We start from the raw sequence: 25,497 nt of genomic DNA, 5'->3' as shown, positions 1-25,497 counted from the left end.
CCCAAGTCCCTAAGCGTCACGGCGAGCGCACCACTTGATGATGCAGAGCCTGTTGCACAAAGACACGGCTCGGCGCCGTCTCTGCGGGATCACCGAGCACCATGAGCGCAAGAACGACAGCTGCGATGGCCGCTGCGATCACCGCGAGTGGAAATCCCATATCACTAGCCCTTGTTTCGTCGCATAAGATGGTCTTCTCTTGCCCCGGCGGACCTTGCCGCCGGGGAAGTCGGTCCTAGTCAGACGATGATGTAGACGATCTTGAACGTCGAGGGTTCGACGATGATGATCCTGCCATCTGCCAGGATGAAGAAGCGATAGCCTTCATATTGCGGGACGATCTTGACGATCCGCGGCGGCAGCGGCTCAAGTCGGATCGTCTTTGGTATTGCTGTGCCAACCTCAACCGCGAAGTCGACTTCGCGAACCGGCTCGACATTGACTTCCTTCACGACCTGCTGGATTTCAGTCTTCTGTTCGACAGAGATGTTGACTTCGGTTTCAGTCTTAGTGGAAGTGGATTGATCGGACGTTCCCGTCGTCGTGCTTCCACCCGTCGTGCCAGTGTCGCCCGATCCTGTGGCGTCAGACGGCTTATCGGATGTGGCTTTTCCATCAGGCGAAGTTGTTTCTCCGGAGCTCTTCGTCGAGCTCTTTTCGCTCTCGCTGCCGGATGCAGGCGCCTGCTGCGAAGTGGATCCGTCGGCAGGTTTCGTTGTGTCTTGCTGTTGAGTGGTAGGCTGATCGGTACCTTGCGATGAGCCGGATGTACCCGTTCCTCCGCTATCGGGTTTGACCGTTGTGGCGTCGCCCGTTCCTGCGGACGGGGCTTCTTGACCCGAGCCGTTGCTTGGCGCTTCTGCGCCTGACGGCTGCTGCGATGTGCCGGATTGCGGCTGCTCGCCTTGCGTCGTGCCCTTCTTGGGCAATATAGGAGTTGCATCCTGCGCGGCTGCAGAAAGCAGACCAACTGGCGACGCGCCGAGCGCGAGCGAGGCGATCAAGACAGGTAGTATCTTGCGGTTCATAGCTAAACTCCATAGCCGAGGACGTACTGCGCCAGAGGGCGTCGCAGCACGACGTCCTTGTGGTGTCGTTTGAGTTGGCAGGTTGGACCCGGCATGCCGGGTCCAACCTTGTCGTCAGTTGACGATCTGGATGACCTTGCGCGAGGAAGGCTCGACGATCACACGCTGGTCGTTGACCACAGCGTAGGCGTATGTCGGGTCATCGGGCACCGGAGTGACGACAACGGCCTCAGGAAGAGGCTGTCCGACGACCACCTTCTCCTTTATGACGACGGTGCCCGACGGAGGAGGCGCTTCGCGCACATAGGTTACGACCTTCGGCGGCGGCGGATCGAGTAGAGTCCCGACGACCGCACCTGCCGCGCCCCCGATTGCGGCACCGGCCGGACCGCCGACGATTGCGCCTGTGGCTGCACCGCCAACCGCGCCGTTAACCGTCGATGATCCTGCAAAGGCAGCACCCGACATGAGGGCGATCGCAGTGGTAGAGACGAGAATCTTGGTGAACATTTTCTTCTCCATTTCCGTGGCTGTCTTGGCAGCCTCACAGGTGAGCAAACGACAACACAATGGAGCGGTTCCCTCCGTCAGACCATTGGCCTGAAGCACTTAAGACTTTGGTCTCATTGAGTTCGTGTGGTAGCTGGTTGGTCTCCCTCACCTGCGATCAAGTTCAGCGGACAAGCACCTTATTGGTGGCAGGGAAAATCTTTTCAGACCAAAGAAAATCTTCATGGCGAAGGTTTCATCAAGACGTTCGAGCGATAGGTTTCGGGTGTGTAGCGACGGGGTAAGTCCAGCTACTCCTGCTTTCGACGGGCCACGCCTGGGTCGTTGTTGCCCCGTCGACGTTGCTTGTCGCTCCCGAGACAGGGCATGATCTGCAATCTGAGAAGTCGTGCGACGCTTTTCTTCATGCTCGCGATGCTTGCACAATTCGTGAAGCCGTCGCCGTATCTCCCGCGCTGCAATTTTCATCATGGAGGCGCGATGAAAGTAACGGTCGACTGCCAATGTTTGCCGCGGTGGCTCACTCGGAGGTCCTTCAGTGGCTGGTTGTCGCCCAACAGGTCATTCGAATATAACAGCAGCGCGTTGCGGGCATCATCATGGTCGCGCTGAAGCCAGGGAGTGGCAAGCTCAGCATGGTTAGTTCTTCAACAGCCTGAGACTCAACAATAAAACCCGCTGAAGCGCGGGCAATGCATTTCACGAAATATACTGCGACAAGGGCTCGTCCAACGACAGGTCGAAGGCGAGCCCAAGCCATCAGCTGAGTTCCAAGGGAGTTACGCCCGCAGCACTGCAGATCACGCAGATTCAGCGACTGGTAGGACGATGAAACGCGATCGTCATAAACGTCCAGGGAAGAGACCGCTCGTGATCGCCTGATCCAGACCGCCTTCTACAGGTCGATCAGCGCGATGCCAAGGTCTTCGCGCTTTCTGCGGCGGAATCCGACTGCGCTTTCGCGGATGATGATCTCGAGCGTAGGATGCACGGTGCCCTTGATAAAATGGCCGCCCCGGGTGCCTCCGTCTGACAGGCCGAGAACCACATGCATGTGGAGGCTGGCCTTGCCGTCGTCACCGATGGCAATGTCTCCAATGGCACTTAGGACCTCGGTCTGTTCCTCAACCGGGATCTCCTTGTAGTTCTTCGTCGCGAACTCGAAGAAGCCGAGCGTGGCGCTACGGAAGGCCCCGATGGCGGTTAGCGACGCGCCGCCGACCTTTTGCTCCTCGGCAAAGCGCGTGATTGCTTCGAACGCCTCTTCGCCGTCGTCCAGGACCAGCACAAAGTTGCGCTCGCGCCACGGATCACTTTCGGCAAGTTCCTTGCTCTTCATTTGGGTCCTCCTTGGAAGAATGGGAGTTTCATCAATGTCGGTCGTCACGAACACGCTCCGCATCACGCTCCTCTACGAGCTGCACAGGGATCTATGCCTCAAGGATGTCGAGGTCTCGGCGGTGGCTGAAGCATTCTACCCCTGTATACGGGTCGCGATATCGGTAACCGTCGACACCTACTGGCTATATTCTGGCGTTCCATATGAACGCCAGTGAACAGCTTCATAAATGAAAGAGGGACGTCAACGCCCGGTCCCTTCTTCTCCGACGGCCACCGACCTGCGCCGACAAGCGTCGATCAGCTCGTCCGCGCTTATCGGCTGCGTGGGAAGCTTTGCTCCTGACGCAGCCCGTCCATGTCCTGGCTCTGACGAAGTTCGCGGTCGGCAGGACCCTGTCCTTCGGCGACCGTTCGCTGATGACCGGTAGGAAGGATGTCGTCGCGCAGATGTTCGTCCACGGGAACTTCCTCATCGAGCTCATAGGCTCGCACGCGCGAAGTCGTAGACTCACCGCTTCTCATGTAGTGACCCGCACCCGCCGCAGACCCCGCGGCGGCGTCGGCTTCGAACACATCGTCGCGAGAGCCGGAGACCTGCTGGTCGCGGTTCGCTTCTCCGAGACGGTTCCGATCATATCTCGCCTCGACATATGTCTCGTTCGGCTTCAGGACGTTCCAGCCTTCGCTGCGCCAAAGGTCGGCGCGTTCGTCCATGTCGATTGCTCCTTCATCGTCGAGTATGTCGTGGGCCGTGTCGTAGGTGGCCTCGTCCACCGAAGCGGACACCAGGAAGCCACCGCGTCGAAGTCCTTCAGCATAGACGGCACGGTCTTCGTCCGGAAGGAGCCAGTCTCCGAGTTGAGGCCAGAAGCCCCCACGATCGTCGCTTTCGACTTTAGCCTTCTCGGCATCGGCTTCGTATCCCGGCATCAGCCGGACGTCGGTGACGCCCGCCTCTTTGAGGCGCTCGACGGCATCCTCCGCTTCGCGTCGTGAGTCAAAGAACGCAGTCAGCATGCTCTTTGCCGGTTCGCCCGAGACCGCGGGGGCGCTGTCGTTGTAAAGATTGCTCATGTGGTCCTCCGATTGCTGCTCTTCCCTGCGAACGGTCCGAGCCCGACAATGTTCCGGGCGACGCAGTCCAAGCCGTACGCTACACGCCCGCCACCTTCACTTTCCGAAGCCTGAAGAAATACCGGCACGGGTCGTCGCGCACGCACATCATTCCGACCACTTCGTCATGACTTACAAGCCGGAAGTGGTCGACGATGGGCTGCTTGTCGTAGATCAGCGCCGCGCTTTCGACTTGTTCAAGTGTTTGGAGCGATATCGAAGCTGTCGTACCTTTTGCGCGCAACGCCTGCTGAAGGTGCAAAAACAGCTTCCGAGCAACAGCCGTTCGTCCCAACGGTGCCGCCTTGATCGCGAGCCCAATGGGGATATAGGCGGGATCAATCGCCACAAGCCGTCCGGGGCGCCGTTGGAAGAGCAAAGCGTCCGCCCGCATGTCGGCATGGAAGCGCTTTCCGAACCAGTGCAAGTTCTCGAGGACGCCGTCCAGCGGGTGACCCGACGGAAGGCCGACGCCTTTCCAAAGTCCGATCATGTCCTTTGGTTGGACAGGGTCCAATGACCGCAACCAGGAAGTCATTTCCTGCTGCTGGTCGCCTCGCATGGGATCTCGTTCTCGGCAGCTCATCTCGATCAAATGAGAAGAAAGTCCGGAAGTTCCGCATTCATGGAGTCTCGCGCACTTCCTGGTGAAACGCCCACGCAACGGCCCAGTGGGAAAGGGCGGTCGCGCACCGATCGCGCTTCGACTTGTCTGATATTCCGGGTTGTCCGACCGCGACACTGACTTCAATCTGCCCCAGCCACCGGAACCATTGGACGTCGGTTAAACCTGCTGCCCCGGGAGAGAATGCTACAAATAGGCGACATCTGAACGCCTCGCGACGGTTTCGCCAAAAGGGAAACGTATGTTTTGGATCACAACGGGCGCATCCTTCGGCATCATCGATGGAACGGAGGCCATGCAGCGGTTCTGACGCAATAGGGAATGGCAATAATTCGCCGATATCATCACCCTGATGCTGCTGATCTTCTGGCCGAGCGTAATTTCGAACGCCCGTCTCGCTAAGGCCGGGCGGCTGTTTTTTCAGTGCTTCGTTCTGTGCATGCCGTCAGTTGCCGACCCACTTTCATCGACGCACTTCCAAGAACCGTCTTTATTCTTCTTCCATTTACTCCCTTCCTCCAGAGCGGCCATGAGTTTCACTACCAGTTCGGGATCGTCACCTTCTGGCACCATCCCAACTCTCATTTCAAATTTCGGTTTCTCCGTAATATCGACCCAGAACTTGTGCCCCTCGAACTCAAGGACAGTTTGGCCTGCTGGCAGTTTTGTTATCAGAGACACAAGTGTTTCCTCCCTTTCATTTAAGGCTTCGCTAATACTGCCATAAAATTGCCGGTTGGAGGAGTCTGACCTTCTTTTGTGCAATGAGACCCGAACCGTCGGAATGCGGGAATTTGGTCGCGTTCTTGCGTCGATCTGATCCGATAAAATATTCTGATCTCAATCACTTATCCAGGAAGGTTAGGACTCTAGCCGAGGCACTTGCGCGACACGCTATTCCACCCGCATCCACCTGCATGGGGCATTTCTTTGATCTGGGATGGGCGTATTGCCAACCAGCATAACGGCTCGATGGCATGTGCAACCAATGTTGATCATGTCAACAAGGCATGCAGTGCGATGGCGGCAACAAAAGTGATAACAACGAGCCAGGCAATCTGCATGGCTTGGCGATTGGCTTTTTCGAACACGCGAAATCGTGCCCCTCGCTTCGGGCGAAGGCGATGTGGCCGAACGGGAGCGGCGCTGGAGCGGACGCTCTTCTTCTTTCCTGACGTCTCGGCCTCCCTTGAACAAATTGCGACCAACCTGCTTCTAATGCCGCAGAGGACGCGTAGTTCCCCGAAGACGACGATCTCGGCCGCCGATCTTGCAGGATCATCCCGGCTCGATGAAGCCAAACCTTTGTTTGATTGAACCGATAGCTGCGGCAAAAATCCCCCGCTCGATTGGCGAGCAGCATGGAGACGCCTGTTGGATTGCAGGCCGACGGCTCATGCCGACGATAGCCATTCAGTCAGTATCTGCGGGTTGGAAACTGGAACTACGCCATGCGCCGGATTGATGTGCCCATCTGGGGTTTAATGCCAGACGGGCATCTCGATTAACGCGTCGCAAGCAGCTCCCGAAGTTGATGGGGCTTATCGACGCCGAACTCAAACCACATCACCAACTCCCTTGCAGCCTCTTGGGCCTCCAAGTTCAAAATGTCGTAGTGACGACTGTCGCACCATTCCTTGAGCAAACCGTCCAGCATGTCTAGATCCTTTGAAGACAGCACGCGTTTCTTCAAGGCCACTTTGTGTGACATTCTATTTCCTCCCAAAAATAGTACTTTTACCTGCTGTTGACCCCAGCGCGTATGACTTTAGTCTAATGTTTCTTTCTCGAAAATACACTCCGGCATACTTTGACGTTTTGACCGTGTAACTGTCTGTTTGGGCGCAGGAATTTTTTACCGAGTAGCATGACGGCCGACGTAATCTCATCGATGCGGCCCAGCCTGGCGACGGCGTGCTGCGGCTTTACATTCCTTTACATTTGCCCAGAACACTCGAAACGTTGCCCTGTTAGCGTTCCATCATTGCAGCAGGTGCTGCGCAGTGAAGGAGACTAACGATGGAAAACGAGAACAAGAATTTGGCGAGCCCGACTTTCGGCGAACCAGCCTCGAAAGGATGGGGGCGACGCGCCGCGATTGGCGGCGTGGTAGCCGTCGCTGTAGTCGGCGCGGCCGGTTTTGCAGCCGCGAGGAGCGATGTTTTCAGCTTCGGCATGGGCGGCCACATGATGCACGCACATATGGGAGGTGGCGGCTTTATGGAACACCGAATAGGCTCCGTGCTTGACGAAATCGAGGTGACATCCGAGCAGGAAGACAAGATTTGGGAGATCGTCGACAAGGCGCGTGATGAGATCGGGCCGACTTTCCGGGACTTCCGCGAGACGCGTGAGCAGGTTGTCGAGCTCCTCGGTGCTCCGACCATTGACCGGGCCGCCGCGGAGAAGCTGCGCAGTGAGCGCGTCGCGGCCATCGACGCGGCCTCGCGCAAAATGACGACTGCTCTGCTCGACGCCGCCGCAGTTTTGACGCCGGAGCAGCGCGTTAAGCTCGTCGAGCATTTGAAAGAGCGCAGGGGCCGCGGCCGGTGGTAAGGCTAAGTGGGCCGAGCGGACTGAACGGAGGGCAAAGTAATGGCGCAACGGGTCTTGATTGTTGACGACGATACGCGCCTCTCCGCTATGCTCGCCGACTATCTCTCCGGCAACGGTTACACCGTCCACGCCGCGGCGACGGCCGCGGCGGGCCTCACCGACCTTGGCCGCATTATGCCGGATGTCGTGATTCTCGATGTCATGCTGCCAGACCTTGACGGCTTCGAGACCTGCCGGCGCATGCGCGTGGTATCGGACGTGCCGATCTTGATGCTGACGGCCAAAGGTGAAGAAACGGACCGTATCGTCGGGCTGGAGCTTGGGGCCGACGACTACCTGCCCAAGCCTTTCAATCCGCGCGAATTGCTGGCGCGCCTGAAGGCGATCCTGCGCCGCCGCAACGGGAGCGCAGCGGTTTCGCGCGTCCTGCGCTTCGGACGGTTGGAGATCGATGCGGGATCCCGCTCGGTCAGGATCGATGGCGATGAATGTGTCCTGACCAGCTATCAGTTCGACTTGCTTGTGGCGCTTGCCGAAAATGCCGGGCGCACGCTGTCGCGCGAACGGTTGATGGACACGGTCAAGGGCGAGGAGTTGGATGCGTTCGACCGCTCGATCGACGTCCATATATCGCGCATCAGGGCGGCGATCGAAAGCAATCCCAAGCATCCGAGGCGCATTATCACCGTACGCGGCGCCGGCTATGTCTTCGCCCGTTTCCAGGACGAAGAGAGATAGCGATGCGCAGCCGGCTTTTCCTGAAAATCTACCTGACGCTGCTGGCGAGCCTTGCAGCGGTCGCGCTCGCCAGTGCGGCCTTCGTGTGGCTGGGGCAGGGAGAGGAGGAGTCCAGCTGGCAGAGCCAACGCGCGCGGTTCGTCGCCGCACTGATTCCGCCCGACATGGACCTGCAGTCGATTAAGGCGACGCTGGAGCGGTTTTCACGCGCATTCGACGCCGACATTGCAGTTTACGATCCGCGCGGTAGGCTGATCGCGAGCGCCGGCCAGCCGCTCCCGCCCGACGTTCGCGAGGGTCGCTGGCGCCACGCCAGAGGCAGCTTTCACACCATGGTGACGGAGTTGCCTGACGGGCGCGTGGTGGCAGCGCGCATGGCGCGGCCGTTCCGTCCGTCCGCCCGCAATCCGCTAACCTATTTGGCGTTGATCGCCGGCGTCATTGGGCTTGCCGCCTATCCGGTGGTGCGCCACCTCACCAGCCGATTGGAGCGGCTACGCAGGGGCGTGGATGCCTGGGGGAGGGGTGACTTCGTGGCGCGTGTACCAGCGGACGGCAGCGATGAGGTCGCGGCGGTCGCGAAGAGTTTCAACACGGCCGCCGATCATGTCGAGCGATTGATCACGTCGAACCGCGCTCTGCTCGCCAATGCCAGCCACGAATTGCGCTCGCCGCTTGCGCGCCTTCGCATGGCGATCGATCTCTATGAGCAGGCGCCGGACGAGAACCGCAAGGAGGAGATCGTGCGCAATCTGGCCGAACTGGACACGCTCGTCGAGGAGATTCTGCTGGCGAGCAGGCTCGACCATGTCCAAAAGCTCGATGCGCCCGAGTCGATCGACCTCTTGGCTCTTGTCTCGGAAGAAGGGGCGCGCCACGGCGTCGAGGTCTTTGGCACGCCCGCGGCTGTCATGGGCGATGCGCGCCTGCTCGGCAGGCTCGTGCGCAATCTCATGCAGAACGCGTTGCGCCACGGCGTCCCTCCCGTCACGGCCAGTGTTGCGCAGGTAGACAGTACGGTGGAACTCGAAATCCGTGACGAGGGTCCGGGCATACCGGATAGTGAGAATGTCCGCGTTTTCGAGCCGTTTTACCGGCCCTCGGGACGAAGCGAGGTCACGGGCGGCTGGGGCTTGGGATTGGCGCTGGTGCGCCAGATCGCCGAACGCCATGGCGGTGCGGTCCGTTACGAATCCCCCTCGGGCGGCGGCGCCTGCTTCGTCGTGACACTTCCAGCGCATCGGGCCGCCCCAACGATCGGTTGATGTTGTCCGCAATGCCGCGTGGCAGTATCGAGTGGGCTGCCCCGTTGCGCCGGCAAACGTGGCTCACACACCGTCCTTGACGCGCTCCCAGGCGTTTTTCAGATGCCGTCCAAGCGCCTCCGACAATGCCGGCTGATTGCGCTGTTCCAGGGCGACGATCATCTCTTCATGCTCGGCAACGGCGGCAGCCCATTTCTCAGGACCTTCATGACCGACGAAACGGATGCGCTTCAGCCTCGTTTGCAACGTCGTATGCATGTTCGAGAGCGTTGCGTTGTGCGCCATCTGGACGATTGCCGTATGGATCGCCTGGTTGAGCTTGTAGTAGTTCAGCCGGTCGCCCGACCTGTATTTGTCCAGCATCTCATCGTGAAGGGCGCGAACATGGGCGATTTCCTCGGCGGAGCCGACCTCGCATGCGAGCCGTCCGGCGAGCTCCTCCATTGATTGCAATACCGTCAGCATGTCCTCCACATCCTTAGCACTGAAGCGCTTCACGACTGCTCCGCGACTGGGGACGAGCTCGACGAGCCCTTCGCTCGCCAGATACTTGATTGCCTCACGCAACGGGGTCCTTGAAACGCCAAGCTGCTCACCGAGCTGGCCTTCATGGATACGGCTTCCTGGTGCGAGATTCCCCTCGATGATCATGTCGCGCAGGTGGTTCACAAGCGTGTCGTGCAAGGCTGTTCGCTGCAGCGGCGCAACGCTGCTGACATCACCCGCACCCACGTTGACTGAGTTCATCCGGATCACGCTGATTCTCCATTTTGAGGGCGCTCGCTGAAGCCACCTAATGAAACTCCGCAGAGATCAAGTCAATAAAATATTCTGCATACAGCATGCAGTACTCTTGATATTGAATGCCAAACCGGTGTATCTGCTTCCTCGAGGAGAAACATGTGGAGAGGTTCATGATCAAAGACGGCGCAACCGAAACGCGTCCAGTAATCGCCCTTGCGATGGGTGATCCGGCCGGCATCAGTCCCGAACTCACCGCGCGCATCATCGCCCTTCCCGAAATCCGCGAGGCGGCGCATCTGGTCGTGATCGGTGACCGTCGTATTCTCGAAGACGGAGCAAAAGAAGCCGGCCTCGACTTGAACCTTGCCAGCGCGCCGCTCGACAGTTTCGAGCAGGCGGGTAAGGATCGCCACGTCTTCATCGACCTTGCTCATCTCAATCCTGCCGACGTGGTACGCGGCGAGGCGACACTTGCAGGCGGCACTTTCGCCACGACGAACTTCCGCACGGCGCTGAAGCTTGCTGACAGCGGCCGAGCGCACGCAGTCTGCTTTACCCCCTTCAACAAGAAGGCGATGCGTTACGCTTATTCGGGCTACGACGACGAAATCCGTTTCGTTGCCGACGTCATCGGTTTCACTGGCAAGGCGCGTGAATTCAATGTTCTCGAGCGCGTCTGGAACGCCCGCGTGACTTCGCACATACCACTGGCGGAGGTTGCGTCGGCTCTATCGGTGGAGGGGATTGTCGCCGAGCTGGCGCTGACGCAGGCATGTTTGAAGAGCGCTGGTCACGAAAATCCGAGGATCATCGTCGCGGGCCTCAATCCGCATGCTGGTGATGGCGGCAACTTCGGGACGGAAGAGATCGAGATCATCGAACCAGCCGTGGCAGCCGCGCAAAAAGCCGGCCTCGACGTCGCGGGCCCGTTCCCCGCCGATACCGTCTTTCTACGCGCACTCAAGGAAGAGTTTCACGCCGTCCTGACCATGTATCACGATCAGGGGCAGATCGCGATGAAGCTGATCGGTTTCGACAAGGGTGTGACCATGATAGGTGGCCTGCCGTTCCCGCTGTGCACGCCCGCCCACGGCACGGCCTATGACATCGCTGGAAAGGGCATCGCCGATGTAGGCGCCAGCCGCGAGGCGTTGCTTCTGGCAGCGCGCATGGCAAGGAGGGCTGCAGCACTGTCTGCTGCGGCCTGACTTCAAAAATCTGCAGCATCGCCCGGCATGGAGGAGGGTTCGTGCCGGATGAGTTCAAAGGAGGAGTAACAATGAAGAAGCCTTTTTCCATTGCATGCACTATCCTGGCGGCGCTAAGCGCGGCTCCCCAGGCATTCGCATTCGAGCCGAACCGCCCGGTCGAGTTCGTCGTCGCCTCGGGCGCCGGCGGCGGCACCGACAATTTCGCGCGCACCATCCAGTCCATCATTACGAAGTACAAGTTGATGGATCAGTCGATGGTCGTCCTGAACAAGGGTGGCGGCAGCGGCGCGGAAGCTTTCCTCTATGCAAGGCAGAACAAGGGCGACGCGAACAAGCTCTATTTCGGAACGAACAACGCCTATCTGCTGCCCCATGTGGCGAAGATGGCCTACTCGACCGAGGATCTGGCGCCCGTTGCAGCCCTTGCGTTTGACGAATTCCTGATCTGGGTAAAGTCCGATTCGCCATATGGAAAGCCTACGGACCTTGTTGAGGCCGCCAAGGCAAAGCCTGGAACGGTTGCCTTTGCCGGCAGCCAGTCCAAGGATACGGACGAGACGCTTGTCGCCCTGATTGAACAGCAGACTGGGGCGAGCTTCAAGTATGTGCCGTTCAACGGCGGCGGCGAAGTCGGCGTGCAGCTGGCGGGTGGTCACGTGGCTGCAAACGTCAACAACCCGAACGAGAATGTCGGCCAATGGCAAGCTGGCGCCGTGAAACCTCTCTGTGTCTTCTCGTCCACGCAAATGGCAAAAAGCGAGCCGATCCATGACGGCAAGGGCTGGCAGGATATTCCGACCTGCATCGAGGCCGGGATTCCGATCGAATCCTACAAGATGCCGCGCACTGTCTGGGCTGCAGCCGATGTTCCGGAGGATGCACTCGCCTACTACACCGAGGTTCTTCGCAAGGTGAGCGAAACGTCCGAATGGAAAGAGTATGTGCGCAAGACGTCGCAGACCGGTGATTTCCTGACCGGCAAGGCGCTCGGCGAATTCATCGCGACCAGCGAGACGAATGCCGTCAAGGTCTTCAAGACCGAAGGCTGGCTCGTCCAGTGAGACGATCGGTCCGGCGGGCGCCGCCGGACCGGTTCTTTCTCATAGGGAGGATAGCAAATGCACGTTAAACGCATCCACATGGAGCTGGTCGCCGCGACAGTGACCGCAGGCATCGGACTTCTTGCTGCGACGGGCTCGCTCGATCTTGGAGTAGGTTGGGAAAGCTCTGGCCCGCAACCTGGTTATTTTCCCTTTTATGTCGGGCTGATTGTGATCCTGGCGAGCGTCGCCTCCGCCGCGCAGACGCTATTTGCGCTCCGACGGCACGGAGAAAAGCGCAGTGAGATCTTCCTGGAGGCTGAACAGGTCAGCCGTCTGGCATCCTTTTTCTTGCCGATGGCGGTTTTCGTGGTCGTTGCCATCCAGCTTGGCCTTTACCTCGGCAGCGCGCTCTATCTCTTCTACGTCTCGTGGAGACAGGGCAAATATCATTTCCTTGCAGCCGTTTCCCTTGGTCTGGGATTTGCCGTGGCACTTTATCTGATTTTCGAGATCGTCTTCCAGATCCCGCTGCACAAGGGTCCGCTCGAAAACATGTTCGGCGTTTACTGAACGACAGGGAGGATTCGATGGGAAATTTTGGGCTGCTGCTGGACGGATTCCAGATCGCTTTGACGCCCTACCACATCATGCTCATGGTGGTGGGGGTGATGCTTGGTTTGATCGTCGGCGTACTGCCGGGCCTTGGCGCGCCGAATGGCGTGTCGTTGCTCATTCCGCTGACGTTCTCGATGGATCCGGTGTCGGCCATCATCCTGCTCGCGTCGATGTACTGGGGTGCCCTGTTCGGGGGATCGACTACCTCCATCCTCTTCAACATTCCCGGTGAGCCGAGTTCGGTCGCCACGACGTTTGATGGCTATCCGATGGCCCGCGCAGGCCAGCCCACGCGCGCGCTGACACTTGCCTTCATGTCGGCGGGCATCGGTGCGCTTGTCGGGGTCGTCGTCATTACGCTTCTATCTTCGTGGGCAGCAAGCTTCGCCTTGCGTTTCGGCGCACCGGAATATTTCGCCGTCTATTTCCTTGCCTTCTGCGCTTTCGTCGGGATGGGCAGTGCTGCTCCGTTGAAAACGGTGGTTTCGTTGGGACTTGGTCTTCTCTTCTCGACAGTTGGCATGGATACCGTCACCGGATCGCTTCGTCTGACATTCGGGCTTGACGTGCTCATTGGTGGCATCAGCTTCCTTGTGGTCGTCATCGGACTTTTCGGGATTGGAGAAATCCTCGCGACGGTCCAGGACGGCCACAAATTTCGCGGCCTCTCGTCAAGGATCGATCTGCGCGACGTGCTCCGCACGATCGCTGAACTGCCCAGATACCTCACCACAGTCATCCGCTCCTGCGCGGTCGGGATCTGGATGGGCATCACCCCGGGTGGGCCAACTGCTGCGTCATTCATGAGCTATGGCATCGCGCGGCAATGCTCCAAGCCGGGCCAGGCCTTTGGCAGCGGGCGTGCGGAAGGTATCGTCGCTCCAGAAACGGCCGATCATTCGGCGGGAACGTGCGCGATGCTGCCGATGCTGGCGCTCGGCTTGCCGAGTTCGGCGACAGCTGCCGTCATGATGGGAGGACTGATGATCTGGGGCCTCACGCCCGGACCGATGCTCTTCACAACCAAGCCCGATTTCGTCTGGGGCTTGATCGCCAGCATGTATATATCGAACATCGTCGGCGTAATTTTGGTCCTTGCCACGGTGCCGATGTTCGCAGCGCTCATGCGCATTCCGTTTTCGATCATCGGGCCAGTCATCGTGGCGATCTGCTTCGTCGGCGCTTATACTGTCGCCAGCGAGACGTTCGACCTCTGGCTGGTGCTCGTCTTCGGCGTCGCAGGCTTCGTCTTCAACAAGCTTGAATTCCCGATTGCGCCGCTGGTGCTTGCCATGGTGCTTGGCCATAAGGCTGAAAATGCCTTCCATCAATCGATGATCATCTCGGACGGCTCCCTTAGCGTCTTCTTCTCTAATCCGCTTGTCGGGACCATCACCACGCTGGCGCTGGCGCTCGTCGTCGTTCCCCAGGCCGTCAAACTGCTCTCCCGGTTGCGGCGGCGGGGTGCGGCAGGCTCGGCCCACTAGAGCCGGCCGCCGCCTTTTCTTTCGAGGTTGGAGTCATCATGAACTACCATAGCTACTTCCCCAAAGGCGCCGCCCCTGTTGAATGCTGCATCGTCGGCACCGGTGCGTTCGGGCGCAGCTTCCTCGCTCAGAGCCGCAGAACGCCGCTCGTCAGCACGCGTGTGGCGGTCGATCTTTCCGCGAAAACTGCAGTGGCCGCACTGCGTTCGATTGGGGTGCCTGCCGATGAAATCGCCCTTTGCCGGACAAAAGAGGAAGCCGCGGCTGCCTGGGCCGAGCATCGGTTCATAGCAACGGACGACCTCGAGACAGTCCTCGCTCTCCCGTTTACCGTGGTTGTCGAGGCGACTGGCCATCCCGAAGCCGGCGCGCGGCATGCGCGCCTGGCCATCGATGCCAGCAAGCATGTGGCGCTCGTGTCAAAGGAGGTCGACAGCGTGGTAGGCCCTGGTCTCGCCGCGCGGGCTCGCCGCAACAATGTGCTGGTAACCCCTGTCGATGGCGACCAGCCAAGCCTTCTGATAGGGCTGATCAGTTGGGCTCAGGTTCTCGGTCTAAATATCATCGCTGCCGGCAAATCCAGCGAATACGACTTCGTCTTTGATCCGGCCGAAAACATCCTGACCTGCAACGGCACGTCGCTCTATGCACCGCAGTTTGCCGCATGGCTCGAGCTGGGCACCCTTGCGACCCCGGATGTCGCCGCGGGCAGGGCGCAGGCAGCAGCGGCGCTGCCGCAGAGGACGGTGCCTGATCTTTGCGAGCTGACCCTTGTTGCCAATGCGACCGGCTTCACGGTGGATCGGTTGGATCTGCACGCCCCCATCGCACGCATCGGCGAAGTGGCGGACTTCTTCTCACCGGTGGAGGAGGGTGGTCTGCTCACTGGCAAATCAACTCTAGACGTGTTTCATTGCCTCCGGCTCCCTGGCGAAGTCAGCTTCGCCGGTGGTGTCTTCGTTACAGTCGAATGCAACGATGCGGAGACATGGGCAATGCTTGCTGAAAAGGGCCACGTGGTCAACCGGTCGGGCCGTACCGCAATGCTCTATCTGCCGCGCCACCTCCTGGGAGTCGAGGCGGCAAGCAGCATCCTGGAAGTCGGCCTCAAGGGCGTGTCGAGCGGGGCCGAGGCGCCGAAGCCGGTTATTGACCTCATCGCGCATGCCGATGCCGACCTGTCGGCTGGAACGCTACTTGCGGCAAGCGGTCATCATCATTCGATCGCCAATGTTTCGGGCAGAATGGTGCCGGCGCAGGCGATGTCGGCCGAAAGTCCGGTGCCTTTTTATCTCGCCGCCAACCGCAGGCTGGTTCGGCCGGTATCGGCGGGACATCCGATCCTATGTAGTGACATCGAAATCGATGGAAGTTCCGAGCTGTTGAAGCTGCGACAGGAGCAAGACCGCACATTTTCGAATGACAACGGCGCGGTCGCAGTCGGTTAAAAGCCTACTTATCTTCGATCTCAGAAGGCCATATTTTGGCGCCATGCAAGACACTCAGGATACGAGTCCTGGCATCACCGCATAGGCCGCAATATAAGGCGTGCGCGAAATAACAAGTTCGCGTGTTCCAGCAATCCGGCCGGGGCGTCCGCTTTCAGAAAACTCAAGGAGACGACGCGCGGCGCGAACGACCTCTTTATCGACATGAACCGCCGCGCGCGGGTTTCTGCTTCGATATAGCTGAAGATACTGTCGCGATCATCAAGAGCGTTATTGCGACCAGACTTGTCTCATCAGTCTCGCTTGCCTTAAGCAGTGGCGCTGACCGGTGTGTACTGAAATGCTTATCGGCGTCGGCGTCTTCGATGTCGGCTCGCCTATCCTCGAGGGCTTGCAGTACTTTAGCACGGAACCAGGAATCGTGATCTGTAAGGCATCGAATCATAGATGATGAAATAGTCGTCTTCGATCAGGGATGACATTTGCGCTTCTTTTCAGCTCAACAGTTGATGCTTGGCTACGGTCATGACTTCGCGCGTCAGGTCAACCAGCCGTTCCGACGCTAGACGGTTCATTTGCCAGTACAGAGGAACGTCCAGTGGCGTTTGCGGGATCAGTTCCACCAGACGCCCGGAGTCCAAGTGCACGCGCACGAGCGGGGCCGGGTTCATGCCCCATCCCATGCCGGAAAGACTGGCTTCGATAAAAGCCTGCGTCGAAGGTAGCCAATGGGTCGCAGGGCTAAGGTCTTCTCCGAGCACCTGACGTATCCACCGGCTCTGGAGCCTGTCCTTTTGATTGAAGGTCAAGGCGGGCGCATTGCCGATAGCCTCTGCCGTAACGCCCTGCGGGAAATGCCGGGAAACAAAATCGGGGCTCGCCGTTGCGTGATAGCGGAGCGCGCCGAGAAACATGTGCCGGCAGCCCTGAACCGGCTTTTCCAGGCTGGAGACGGCAGCGATCACCTGCCCGCGCCGTAGCCATTCGGCGGTATGGTCCTCGTCATCGATCGCAATATTGAAGAGGTACGCAGAGCGTCTGGCGAAACTGGACATGGCCGTAAGGAACCATGTTCCAAGACTGTCGGCATTCGTCGCAATGTGCAGCGTCACCCTAGGCTCGGGTTTGGCCGGATCGACAAGGGCGGGTAGATGCTTGAACAGGTCTGCTTCGAGCATGCCGACATTCTCCATGTGCCGGCAGAGCCATTCTCCCTTCTCCGTTGCAGTGCACGGGGTGCCCCGCACGACCAGAACGATGCCAAGACGTTCCTCAAGCTGTTTCACCCGCTGCGAGACGGCCGAGGGCGTGACGTTGAGAATGCCGGCGGCCTTTTCGAAGCTGCCTGTTTGAACGACCGCGGATACGGCGCGGAGAGCGGAATAGTCGATCATGAGTTAGTTTTGCTTAATCGGAGTTAGCAACATTAACTATCCTAAGTCGTCGGGATACGATAGCGGAAAGTCTCGATATTTCGGGAGCATTTCAAGGTGAACTTTCCGGTTTTTGGAACCGGCCTCATGATGGGGCTTAGTCTGATTGTCGCGATTGGCGCGCAGAACGCGTTCGTGCTGCGCCAGGGCCTGCGCAACGAGCATGTATTCGCCGTCTGCCTCGCTTGTGGTTTGTCGGACGCTGTGCTCATCACGCTGGGCGTAACCAGTTTCCGGCAGATCAGCGCATGGCTACCCTGGCTCGATCCGGCAATGCGCTATGGAGGAGCGGCGTTCTTAATCTGGTACGGCGGCAAAAGCCTCTATTCCGCCTTTCGCTCGTCGGGAGCGCTGGCGGTGCAGGAGGCGGGTCTATCGAATTTTCGAGCGACTCTTGCGACCTGTCTTGCCCTTACCTGGCTCAACCCGCACGTCTACCTTGATACGGTCATGCTGCTTGGTACCATCTCGACCCGGTTTCCGGGATACGAGGTATCGTTCGCGTCGGGAGCCGCAACCGGCTCGTTTCTGTTCTTCTTTTCGCTTGGCTACGGTGCGACCTGGCTACGGCCGATCTTCTCGAAGCCGGCATCGTGGCGAATCCTGGAAACCCTCATTACTTTTACGATGTGGATGATTGCCTTCAACCTATTGAGGGAGATGTAGCCACGGATCTGCCGGGATGTCCGCAGGGGTCGAAAGTGCACGATCCGCCATCCCGCTTTTGGCGACGTCATAAAAAATTCGATCGTGGCGCCCAAAAGACAGAGACAGGCGCCTGGTTTGCACGTTACGTTTCGACCGACCTTCCGTAACAACCAACAGCATGATTGGGCCTCAGATTGACTGCCGAACTCCACCATCTCCTGATTGTCTACACAGCCTATGTGATCGCAGCCGGAAGCCCCGGCCCCAGCAATATGCGGATCATGGGGGTGGCGATGCATAACGGGCGGCGTGCAGCCCTCATACTCGCTGCCGGCGTGGTCAGCGGTTCGATCTTCTGGGGTGCGATGGCTGCAACAGGTGTCTCAGCAATCTTGACCCGCTATGCGGAAGCGCTGATCGTACTGAAAATCTTCGGCGGTCTTTATCTTCTTTATCTCGCCTTCAAGGCGGGTAAAGCGGCACTTGCTTCGAGCGATCAGGCTGTGTCGCATACGGGGCGAAATGGTGCCGCGGTGTCGGGAGCAGAACTCTACCGGCGCGGCTTACTTATGCACCTTAGCAATCCGAAATCGATCCTTGCGTGGATCGCCTTGGTGACGCTGGGTCTTGGCCCAAACTCGTCATGGCACACGCTTGCGACGATCCTTGGCGGTTGCGCGGTGTTGAGCGTGACCATCTTTTGCGGCTATGCGGTCATTTTCTCGACCGCACCCATGGTTCGCCTGTACAGTCGCGCGAGGCGCTGGATCGAAGGAGTACTGGCCTTGTTTTTCGGTGTTGCCGGTCTCCGGCTGTTATTGGCGCGCACGTAAGTATGGGGAAAGCATCATGAAGCTCTTCACTGGCCTCTCGGCTTTCTCAATCACGCCCACGGATGCCTCCGGACGTGTCGACACGGCCGCGCTCGCACGCCTCCTCGAACGCATTTCCGCGGCCCGCGCCGACTCGATCGGATTGCTGGGAAGCACCGGCGGTTACGCTTTTCTTTCGAGACACGAGCGACAGCGTGCCGTCGAGTCGGCAATGGCGTGCGTTGGCGGGAAGATACCTGTCATCGTCGGTGTCGGCGCGCTGAGAACCGACGAGGCGCAGGCCCATGCCCGTGATGCCAGGAAGGCGGGAGCGAATGGTCTTCTGTTGGCTCCCATGTCCTATACTCCCCTGACGGACGAGGAGGTCTTTCAGCATATTCTGGCCGTTGCGGAAGCGGGTGAACTGCCCTTGTGCATCTACAACAACCCGAGCACCACCCGCTTCACCTTCACCGACGATCTGATCGTCCGTCTGGCGAGCGCACCGAACATTGTCGCCGTGAAAATGCCGCTTCCCACCCATGGGAATGTTAAGGCTGAAATTACGCGTTTGCGAAGGCGCACGCCGGATGGCTTCGCAATCGGCTATAGCGGCGATTGGGGCGCAGCCGACGCACTGCTGGCGGGCTGCGACGCCTGGTACAGCGTGATCGCTGGCTTGTTGCCTTCCGAAGCCGTTGCTCTGACGAGAGCAGCCCAAGCAGGAGACGCCCGCGAGGTCGAACGCCTCGATCAGGCCTTTCAACCCTTGTGGAGCCTGTTCAAGGAGTTTGGCAGTTTCCGCGTAATGTACGCGATAGCTGACGCCCTTGGCCTTTGTCGCGCCGCGCCACCACGGCCAATACTGCCTTTGCCGCCAACAGACATGCCAAGAGTGAAAGACGCACTCGATCGTATCTTGATCTGACCGCACATAGGCGCATTTGGGAGCTGGCCAAGGCGTGATGGTTCCGCAGCCGGAAGGAGCCTCATCTGGACCGAGGATTTGATTATGTTGGCCTTTGAAGACGTTGAAAACGTACTTGGGCTTTCCTGCCAAGGGAGGTGGCTCTTCGGTCGCCATTCGGGTTGATATCGCGCATCGAGGGCGGGCTGCCGATTGCTGCACTGGAGCGGCTGGCCCATCTGCTTGCGCAATACGACCGTCAGTTCAAATATCGCTCTATTGGGGCCGCCGATTGTTTGGCGCGTAATTTCGGACGCGGGACGCAGTGGCTCCGGACAGGTGTTTCGTGTGGTGACCGGGAGTGTGTCAAAAAAGCTGTCTTAAGGTCACTGATCCGGCTGTCCGTCCGAAGCTGTTTCGCCTCATCATAGCAGCCGGCCGCTTGCGTTACCGACTTTGTATTTCGTCGCATGTTCTAACGATCCGGCGATCTGACCGAGCCGCATTCCGTGTAAGGCGCGATGCAACTGCAGAATCGAGAACCCCCGTGGCGTTGCCGGCCAGCGGCGTTGCCGCGGGTCTGTATCCAAGCCCGCGACTTTCGCGCATGGCACTGCGAGGGGAGTGGGCTGCTTAGCCGAGTTGCGCCCGGCTGGGTGCCGACGCCCATAGGATCTGACGGGCGCCGGCAATTTCACCGTCGGCAGACAGTTGCATTCGGCTGCGGCACGCTGCGTCAGACGAACCCAGGCACGACGAAGACCAACCAGGCAACCAGCGGCCCGATGATCGCGATCAGGGCGCTGTAAATCAGCAGTTGACGCAGCACCTTCTCGCGTTTGTCATCCGGGGCGTTGGCAACGACGAGTGCGCCGTTGGTGGAAAACGGGCTGGTATCAACGATGGTCGTCGAGATCGCGATTGCCGCTACCACGCCGACGGCGCTGATATGACCTTGCAGCAGGAATGGCACCGCCAAGGGAATGATGGCGCCAAGGAGCGCTGTCGAGGATGCAAAGGCCGAGACGATGGCGCCCGTGAAGCAGAGCAGCAGCGCAACCAGGAGCGGCATGCCGAGACTTGAAATGCCCTGCGCGACATAGTCGACCGTGCCGGCTTTTTCCATGACGCCGACATAGGTAATGATGCCGGCAATCAGCAGCACGGTCGACCAGCTTACCTTGTCTATTGCCGCCTTTTGAGTTTTCGGTGACAGCAGCGCGAGAGCAACTGCGACAGTCATGGCGACCAGCCCTACATTGAACTTGAAGACCAGGGCACCGATGCCGAGAGCCGTCAAGCCGATCAAGGTGGATATCCGCTCGCTGGTGAGGCGGAATGTTGCAGCTGTGTCGGCGGCCGTGCCGTAGGCATGCTCTCTGATCGGCTTTGCGGGCGTGCCCCCATGGCCTCTGATCGATGCCGATACGCCTTCAGGGTGCAGTTCGGGCAAGGGGCCGAACAATACCGATTGCTGCTTCATTACTCGCGCACCGCCAAAAACGAAGAACACCAGTACGGCAATCGCCAGATTGAAGAAGAAGCTGGAGAGGAATAGCGATGTCGGAGCCAAGGGCAGGCCCGCCTTCGCGACGATCTGATTGGTAATGCCGCCATAGACACTGATCGGCGAAAAGCCGCCGGCCTGTGCGCCGTGGATGACCATCAGGCCCATCATCACCGGGTGAATCCTGTATTGCACGGCAAAGCTCAGCGCCACTGGCGCAAGGATGGCCACGGCTGCCGGCCCCAGCGCTCCAAAGCCGGTAATGACCGCAGCGACCAGGAACATCACCCAGGGGATCCATGCGACATGCCCTCGGACCAGGCGGACGGCGCATTCAACAAGCCAGTCGATGGTGCCGTTGATCTGCGCGATCGCAAAAAGGTAGGTCACGGCGACCAGAGTGAGGAATAGATCGCTCGGAAAGCCTGCGAAGATATCGTTGGCTTTCATACCGATTATCAGCGTGCCGAGCAGGAACGTGCAGGCGAAAGCAAGTGCGCCCATGTTGATTGGCTGGATCGTTGCGACGACAAACATGCCGATCAACAAGAGTATGGATAGTATTTCGACGCTCATGATTCCCCTCCCTCCGGCGCTCTCGCGCCGGCAGCTTTTCGTTTGCAACAATTGAAAATGTCTGCGCGCCGTCCTCCCAGAAGGCGCGCAGGCGGATCAGGTTTTTGCGTAAAGGTCGGCGTATCTCTGCCGAAGAACGTTCTTCTGCACCTTGCCCATGGCATTGCGCGGCAAATCCTCGGCGAAGATGATGCGCTTCGGCTGCTTGTACCGTGCGAGCCGGTCGTGGAGCGCATGAAGAATGGCGCCTTCGTCAAGCGCCGTATTGGGTTTGCGCACAACGATGGCCGTGACGCCCTCTCCGAAATCGGGATGAGGAATTCCGATGACGGCACTTTCGGCGACGCCATCGAGTTGGTCGATCTCGCCTTCGACCTCCTTGGGGTAGATGTTGTATCCGCCGGAAATCACCAGGTCCTTGCTACGGCCGACAATGTGGACATAGCCGTCCGTGTCGATCTTGCCGAGGTCGCCGGTGATGAAGAACCCGTCGGAGTTGAATTCGGCTAACGTCTTTTCCGGCATTCGCCAGTAGCCCTTGAAGACGTTCGGCCCCTTGATTTCGATCATCCCGGTTTCATCGTGCCGCAGCACGGCGCCGGTGGCCGGATCCGTAACGCGCACTGTCACTCCAGGAAGCGGCAAGCCGACCGTTCCGGCGATCCGCGCTCCGTCATAGGGATTGGACGTGTTCATGTTGGTTTCGGTCATCCCGTAGCGCTCAAGGATGGCATGACCGGTGCGCTTTTCGAACTCGACATGCGTTTCGGCAAGCAGGGGCGCCGAACCAGAAACGAAGAGGCGCATATTCGCGACCGCCTGCTTGTCGAGGCGGCGGCTCTGCAGGAGGCGCACGTAAAAGGTCGGGACACCCATCAGCATGGTCGCCTGCGGCATCAGCGCCACGACCTCGTCCGCATCGAATTTCGACAGCAGGAACATCGAGGCACCGGCAAGCAAAGTGACGTTGGTGGCCACGAACAGCCCGTGCGTGTGGAAGATGGGCAATGCGTGGATCAGACGATCGCCGGATGTAACGTGCCAGCAATCGCGCAAGGTCGTGGCGTTTGAAAGGAGATTTTCATGCGTGAGCATCGCCCCCTTGGAGCGGCCCGTGGTTCCTGAGGTGTAAAGGATCGCCGCCAGATCATCTGCCGAACATGACGCATCCACGAAATCAAGCGGTTCGTCCCGTGCTAGATCGAGCAACGAGCCTGCACCGTCTGCGTCAAGCGTTTCGACGATTGCGCCATGCGCCACCGCAATTGTTGCGACCGCCTCACGCTGAGCCGGCGAGACCACAACCAGGCGCGGTTCGGCATCGCCAATGAAGTAGTCGAGTTCGGCGAGCGTGTAGGCTGTATTCAGTGGCAGATAGACAGCGCCACAGCGAAGGCAGGCCAGGTAGAGGATCAGGGCTTCAGCGCTCTTTTCCACCTGCACCGCAACACGATCGCCGGGGCGAATTCCGAGGGCGTCGATCGCACTGGCGATGCGGCCAGAAAGGTCCAGCGCCTCGTCGTAGGTCCAGATCCGTCCGCCATTGATGCGGATGAATGGGGCATTTCCGGGTGCGGCGGCCCGTATGGCGTCGAAAAGATGGTTGCTCATGTCGCCCTCCTCCAATTGCTGTTTCACGATTCGCGCGAAAGTCCGCGAAGCCTGACGACCTTTGTGGCGTCCCCGTTCCGGCCGAGGAAATTTTTGACAGCCGGTGAGGCTGCAACTTCACCACGTTGCGCAAGTGCCTCGTGATTGGCTACGATGTCGTCGAGCTTGTAGAGATAGTTGACCATCAGACCGTGCGCCTGTGCCATCGCCCTGGCCGAGTGGTCGCCGAGAAAATTCAGTCTTTCCAGCCGCGCCCCGTTGCCCAGATGGAAACGGGCGACGGGATCAAGCGGGCGACCCTGCGGCGTGCGTTCGATCAAAAAATAGCGCGCCGCAAGCGGCAGCAACACGCGCTCCACCTCAGCCGCCTTCGCCGCGTCGTCTGCCCATCTCGGATCGTCAAGTAGCGCCAGGGCCTTGCGATCGGCATCCGACGGCAGCGGGCCGGCTGTCGAGGCACGCGCTTTGGCGAGCCAGCGGGCAAAGCCTGGAACGGGCGAGAGCGTCACAAAATTCTTCAATCCGGGCAGGTCTCGCCGCAGGTCCTCGACGACCTGCTTGATCAGAAAGTTGCCGAAGGAGATTCCGCGGAGGCCGTCCTGGCAATTGGAGATCGAATAGAAGACAGCCGTCGTCGCCTCGTCGGCGTTGATCTGCTCTCTGCCTTCGTCGAGCACGTCCGCGATGGTGTTTGGTACCGACCGCGTGAGTGCCACCTCGACGAAGACAAGCGGTTCGTCTGCGAGGCGAGGATGGAAAAAGGCAAAGCAGCGACGGTCGGCTGGCGCCAGGCGGCGGCGCAACTCCTCCCAACTGGCGATCTCGTGCACGGCTTCGTATTTGATGATCTTTTCGAGAATGTGAGCCGGCGTCGACCAGTCGATTGGCCGAAGTGTGAGAAAGCCGCGATTGAACCAGGAGCCGAAGAGGTGGGCAAAGTCAGTGTCGATGGCGCGATATTCGTCCGCTTGCGCGGCTAAAGCGAGAAGTTGCTGACGCATCTGGACCAGCTTGGCCGTACCATTGGGCGCTTGGTTCAATCGGCGCAGGAGTTCCTGGCGCCGTGGTTCAGCTGCCTGATGAAGCGCCGTGATCGTCTCGGAGTTCTTTTCCGCATTATACGTTTCGATTGCCTCATCGAGTTTGGCCGTGTCTGGCCCGAACCTGTCATAGAGCATTTGCAGAAACTGCCGCACGCCGTCGGCTTCAAGTTTACTCCACCGATCGAGGATCTCGGCAGCAATGGCCATCCCGGACGCCTCGCCGCGGCTCGACATCAGCATTTCGCAGAGGGTTTCAAAATCGACTTTTGTCGCATCCGCGGGCGTGCGCGAATCCGCAAACAAAAGCTTGCGTCCGCGATCCGTGATGTTTTGCAGCATGTCGCTGAAAAATGAGGTTCCAGGCATGCCATTCTCCTCCCTGCTTCGCGGCGGTAAAGGCGTCCGGATCGCCCCGTTCTCATTTCCGAGGCATCGCGGTATAGTATTTAAACTGGCGCATATCGCGTACAATGTCAATCATTGTGTATACAAGAAGCTGATTTTGGTATTATCAAGGTGGAACGCATGTCTGAAAACGTTGGCAGGTGGCTTCGAGACGAGATTGAAAACTCTATTCTTTCCAATGAGTTCGCGCCCGGCGAACGGCTGGACGAAATGGTGTTGGCCACCCGGTTCGGTGTATCTCGGACACCCGTCCGCGAAGCGCTGATGCAGCTCAATGCGATTGGGCTTGTCGAGATTCGCCCGCGCCGCGGGGCGGTCGTCATCGATCCGGCGCCGCACAGAATTTTCGAGATGTTTGAGGTCATGGCAGAGCTCGAAGGTCTGGCTGGATCGCTCGCTGCCCGCCGGCTGGATGACGAATCTCGCGCGGCAATCACGGCTGCCCATAGGCGCTGTGAGCTGTCGGCCGGGGCCGGCGACAGCGACGCCTATTATTACGACAACGAGGAATTCCATAAGGCCATCTACGCAGCAAGCCGCAGCGAGTTCCTTGAGGAGCAGTGCCTGCAACTGCATCGGCGTCTGCGGCCTTATCGGCGGCTTCAGCTACGTGTACGAAACCGCTTGTCGACGTCCTTTTCCGAACATTGCACCATTGTCGATGCAATTTTTTCCGGAAACTGCGAGGAGGCTCGCCGTCTATTGCGGGCACATGTCGGAATACAAGGCGAGAGGTTCAGTGATCTGGTCGCCAGCATGACGGCACGGTGACACAGGTCGAAGGCAGCAAGCTGGCGCCACCGGTATTTCTGTGCGTTCTGGAATCCCTGC

27 protein-coding genes and 1 pseudogene are annotated in these 25,497 nt (G+C 59.3%); 14 read left to right on the top strand and 14 right to left on the bottom strand.

The genetic code is table 11. The features are described 5' to 3' along the window. Positions 1 to 16 precede the first annotated feature (16 nt). From RGR602_RS37845 to RGR602_RS31540, 4 genes are all read right to left on the bottom strand, one after another. On the bottom strand, positions 17 to 160 hold the full coding sequence (locus tag RGR602_RS37845) for a hypothetical protein (RefSeq protein ID WP_166677481.1): 144 nt from the start codon (positions 158 to 160) through the stop codon (positions 17 to 19). Positions 161 to 239: 79 nt separating this feature from the next. After that, a complete protein-coding gene (locus RGR602_RS31550; protein ID WP_040115885.1) occupies positions 240 to 1,028 on the bottom strand; it encodes a DUF1236 domain-containing protein in 789 nt (262 codons plus the stop codon). Between the two features lie 114 nt (positions 1,029 to 1,142). Further along, complete coding sequence (locus RGR602_RS31545; protein ID WP_040115884.1) at positions 1,143 to 1,538, bottom strand: DUF1236 domain-containing protein; 396 nt, start codon at positions 1,536 to 1,538, stop codon at positions 1,143 to 1,145. Positions 1,539 to 2,433: 895 nt separating this feature from the next. Next, complete coding sequence (locus tag RGR602_RS31540; RefSeq protein ID WP_040115883.1) at positions 2,434 to 2,877, bottom strand: PPC domain-containing DNA-binding protein; 444 nt, start codon at positions 2,875 to 2,877, stop codon at positions 2,434 to 2,436. Positions 2,878 to 2,911: 34 nt separating this feature from the next. Between RGR602_RS31540 and RGR602_RS31535 the strand changes: the two genes are divergently transcribed. Continuing rightward, positions 2,912 to 3,094 carry a hypothetical protein gene (locus RGR602_RS31535; protein WP_040115882.1) on the top strand — a complete coding sequence of 61 codons (183 nt, stop codon included), beginning with the start codon at positions 2,912 to 2,914 and terminating at the stop codon, positions 3,092 to 3,094. A 97-nt stretch (positions 3,095 to 3,191) separates the two neighbouring features. Here the strand turns inward: RGR602_RS31535 and RGR602_RS31530 are convergent, their stop codons facing one another. From RGR602_RS31530 to RGR602_RS31520, 3 genes are all read right to left on the bottom strand, one after another. Continuing rightward, a complete protein-coding gene (locus RGR602_RS31530) occupies positions 3,192 to 3,953 on the bottom strand; it encodes a hypothetical protein (protein WP_040115881.1) in 762 nt (253 codons plus the stop codon). Positions 3,954 to 4,032: 79 nt separating this feature from the next. Next, complete coding sequence (locus tag RGR602_RS31525) at positions 4,033 to 4,578, bottom strand: GXWXG domain-containing protein (RefSeq protein WP_040115880.1); 546 nt, start codon at positions 4,576 to 4,578, stop codon at positions 4,033 to 4,035. Positions 4,579 to 5,037: 459 nt separating this feature from the next. Then, positions 5,038 to 5,298 carry a hypothetical protein gene (locus RGR602_RS31520; RefSeq protein ID WP_040115879.1) on the bottom strand — a complete coding sequence of 87 codons (261 nt, stop codon included), beginning with the start codon at positions 5,296 to 5,298 and terminating at the stop codon, positions 5,038 to 5,040. A 201-nt stretch (positions 5,299 to 5,499) separates the two neighbouring features. Here RGR602_RS31520 and RGR602_RS37840 point away from each other — a divergent pair, with 201 nt between their 5' ends. After that, the gene (locus RGR602_RS37840) at positions 5,500 to 5,934 is read left to right on the top strand and encodes a hypothetical protein (RefSeq protein WP_170250916.1); all 435 of its coding nucleotides are present in this window, start codon (positions 5,500 to 5,502) and stop codon (positions 5,932 to 5,934) included. Between the two features lie 187 nt (positions 5,935 to 6,121). Here RGR602_RS37840 and RGR602_RS31515 read toward each other — a convergent pair whose 3' ends face one another. Next, positions 6,122 to 6,328 (bottom strand): hypothetical protein, encoded by a 207-nt coding sequence (locus RGR602_RS31515; protein ID WP_052451849.1) that lies wholly within the window; start codon positions 6,326 to 6,328, stop codon positions 6,122 to 6,124. Between the two features lie 308 nt (positions 6,329 to 6,636). On the opposite strand from RGR602_RS31515, the gene RGR602_RS31510 reads away from it, so the two are divergent. The 3 genes from RGR602_RS31510 to RGR602_RS31500 are packed head-to-tail and all read left to right on the top strand — an operon-like array spanning position 6,637 to position 9,176. After that, positions 6,637 to 7,173, top strand: a complete 537-nt coding sequence (locus RGR602_RS31510) for a Spy/CpxP family protein refolding chaperone (protein WP_040115878.1) — start codon at positions 6,637 to 6,639, stop codon at positions 7,171 to 7,173. Between the two features lie 39 nt (positions 7,174 to 7,212). Then, positions 7,213 to 7,911, top strand: coding sequence for a response regulator (locus tag RGR602_RS31505; protein WP_040115877.1), 699 nt, complete (start codon positions 7,213 to 7,215; stop codon positions 7,909 to 7,911). Between the two features lie 2 nt (positions 7,912 to 7,913). Then, positions 7,914 to 9,176: a sensor histidine kinase gene (locus RGR602_RS31500; RefSeq protein ID WP_040115876.1), complete on the top strand. Its 1,263-nt coding sequence runs from the start codon at positions 7,914 to 7,916 to the stop codon at positions 9,174 to 9,176. A gap of 63 nt (positions 9,177 to 9,239) precedes the next feature. Here the strand turns inward: RGR602_RS31500 and RGR602_RS31495 are convergent, their stop codons facing one another. Next, complete coding sequence (locus RGR602_RS31495; RefSeq protein WP_040115875.1) at positions 9,240 to 9,923, bottom strand: GntR family transcriptional regulator; 684 nt, start codon at positions 9,921 to 9,923, stop codon at positions 9,240 to 9,242. Positions 9,924 to 10,090: 167 nt separating this feature from the next. Here RGR602_RS31495 and RGR602_RS31490 point away from each other — a divergent pair, with 167 nt between their 5' ends. The 5 genes from RGR602_RS31490 (at position 10,091) to RGR602_RS31470 (ending at position 15,724) form a co-directional block, all read left to right on the top strand. Beyond that, on the top strand, positions 10,091 to 11,128 hold the full coding sequence (locus RGR602_RS31490; RefSeq protein WP_040115874.1) for a 4-hydroxythreonine-4-phosphate dehydrogenase PdxA: 1,038 nt from the start codon (positions 10,091 to 10,093) through the stop codon (positions 11,126 to 11,128). A 71-nt stretch (positions 11,129 to 11,199) separates the two neighbouring features. After that, entirely contained in the window at positions 11,200 to 12,192 is a 993-nt protein-coding gene (locus tag RGR602_RS31485) for a Bug family tripartite tricarboxylate transporter substrate binding protein (protein WP_223844095.1), read from the top strand. A 57-nt stretch (positions 12,193 to 12,249) separates the two neighbouring features. Continuing rightward, a complete protein-coding gene (locus tag RGR602_RS31480; RefSeq protein WP_040115873.1) occupies positions 12,250 to 12,744 on the top strand; it encodes a tripartite tricarboxylate transporter TctB family protein in 495 nt (164 codons plus the stop codon). Between the two features lie 17 nt (positions 12,745 to 12,761). Further along, the gene (locus RGR602_RS31475; RefSeq protein ID WP_040115872.1) at positions 12,762 to 14,276 is read left to right on the top strand and encodes a tripartite tricarboxylate transporter permease; all 1,515 of its coding nucleotides are present in this window, start codon (positions 12,762 to 12,764) and stop codon (positions 14,274 to 14,276) included. A 38-nt stretch (positions 14,277 to 14,314) separates the two neighbouring features. Beyond that, on the top strand, positions 14,315 to 15,724 hold the full coding sequence (locus RGR602_RS31470) for an NAD(P)H-dependent oxidoreductase (RefSeq protein ID WP_040115871.1): 1,410 nt from the start codon (positions 14,315 to 14,317) through the stop codon (positions 15,722 to 15,724). Positions 15,725 to 15,728: 4 nt separating this feature from the next. Here RGR602_RS31470 and RGR602_RS36660 read toward each other — a convergent pair. Both RGR602_RS36660 and RGR602_RS31465 read right to left on the bottom strand, forming a co-directional pair. After that, a pseudogene (locus tag RGR602_RS36660) lies at positions 15,729 to 16,018 on the bottom strand (type II toxin-antitoxin system RelE/ParE family toxin). A 200-nt stretch (positions 16,019 to 16,218) separates the two neighbouring features. Continuing rightward, a complete protein-coding gene (locus RGR602_RS31465; protein WP_040115870.1) occupies positions 16,219 to 17,118 on the bottom strand; it encodes a LysR family transcriptional regulator ArgP in 900 nt (299 codons plus the stop codon). Between the two features lie 96 nt (positions 17,119 to 17,214). On the opposite strand from RGR602_RS31465, the gene RGR602_RS31460 reads away from it, so the two are divergent. The 3 genes from RGR602_RS31460 to RGR602_RS31450 all read left to right on the top strand — a co-directional run bounded on the left by RGR602_RS31460 (position 17,215) and on the right by RGR602_RS31450 (position 19,545). Continuing rightward, a complete protein-coding gene (locus RGR602_RS31460) occupies positions 17,215 to 17,823 on the top strand; it encodes a LysE/ArgO family amino acid transporter (protein ID WP_040115869.1) in 609 nt (202 codons plus the stop codon). Positions 17,824 to 17,999: 176 nt separating this feature from the next. Continuing rightward, positions 18,000 to 18,638, top strand: a complete 639-nt coding sequence (locus RGR602_RS31455; RefSeq protein WP_040115868.1) for a LysE family translocator — start codon at positions 18,000 to 18,002, stop codon at positions 18,636 to 18,638. A gap of 16 nt (positions 18,639 to 18,654) precedes the next feature. Then, positions 18,655 to 19,545 carry a dihydrodipicolinate synthase family protein gene (locus RGR602_RS31450; RefSeq protein ID WP_040115867.1) on the top strand — a complete coding sequence of 297 codons (891 nt, stop codon included), beginning with the start codon at positions 18,655 to 18,657 and terminating at the stop codon, positions 19,543 to 19,545. 715 nt (positions 19,546 to 20,260) lie between these two features. Here RGR602_RS31450 and RGR602_RS31445 read toward each other — a convergent pair. The 3 genes from RGR602_RS31445 to RGR602_RS31435 all read right to left on the bottom strand — a co-directional run bounded on the left by RGR602_RS31445 (position 20,261) and on the right by RGR602_RS31435 (position 24,627). Continuing rightward, positions 20,261 to 21,607 (bottom strand): SLC13 family permease, encoded by a 1,347-nt coding sequence (locus RGR602_RS31445; RefSeq protein ID WP_040115866.1) that lies wholly within the window; start codon positions 21,605 to 21,607, stop codon positions 20,261 to 20,263. 96 nt (positions 21,608 to 21,703) lie between these two features. Further along, positions 21,704 to 23,218 carry a malonate--CoA ligase gene (locus RGR602_RS31440; protein WP_040115865.1) on the bottom strand — a complete coding sequence of 505 codons (1,515 nt, stop codon included), beginning with the start codon at positions 23,216 to 23,218 and terminating at the stop codon, positions 21,704 to 21,706. A gap of 23 nt (positions 23,219 to 23,241) precedes the next feature. Beyond that, positions 23,242 to 24,627, bottom strand: a complete 1,386-nt coding sequence (locus tag RGR602_RS31435; RefSeq protein ID WP_040115864.1) for a malonyl-CoA decarboxylase — start codon at positions 24,625 to 24,627, stop codon at positions 23,242 to 23,244. A gap of 159 nt (positions 24,628 to 24,786) precedes the next feature. Between RGR602_RS31435 and RGR602_RS31430 the strand changes: the two genes are divergently transcribed. After that, positions 24,787 to 25,437, top strand: coding sequence for a GntR family transcriptional regulator (locus RGR602_RS31430; RefSeq protein WP_040115863.1), 651 nt, complete (start codon positions 24,787 to 24,789; stop codon positions 25,435 to 25,437). Positions 25,438 to 25,497 lie beyond the last annotated feature (60 nt).

It is taken from the genome of Rhizobium gallicum bv. gallicum R602sp, from assembly GCF_000816845.1.
Lineage (GTDB): Bacteria > Pseudomonadota > Alphaproteobacteria > Rhizobiales > Rhizobiaceae > Rhizobium > Rhizobium gallicum.
Note: the sequence above shows the minus strand (reverse complement) of the source record. Positions and strands in the feature narration are given on the sequence as shown.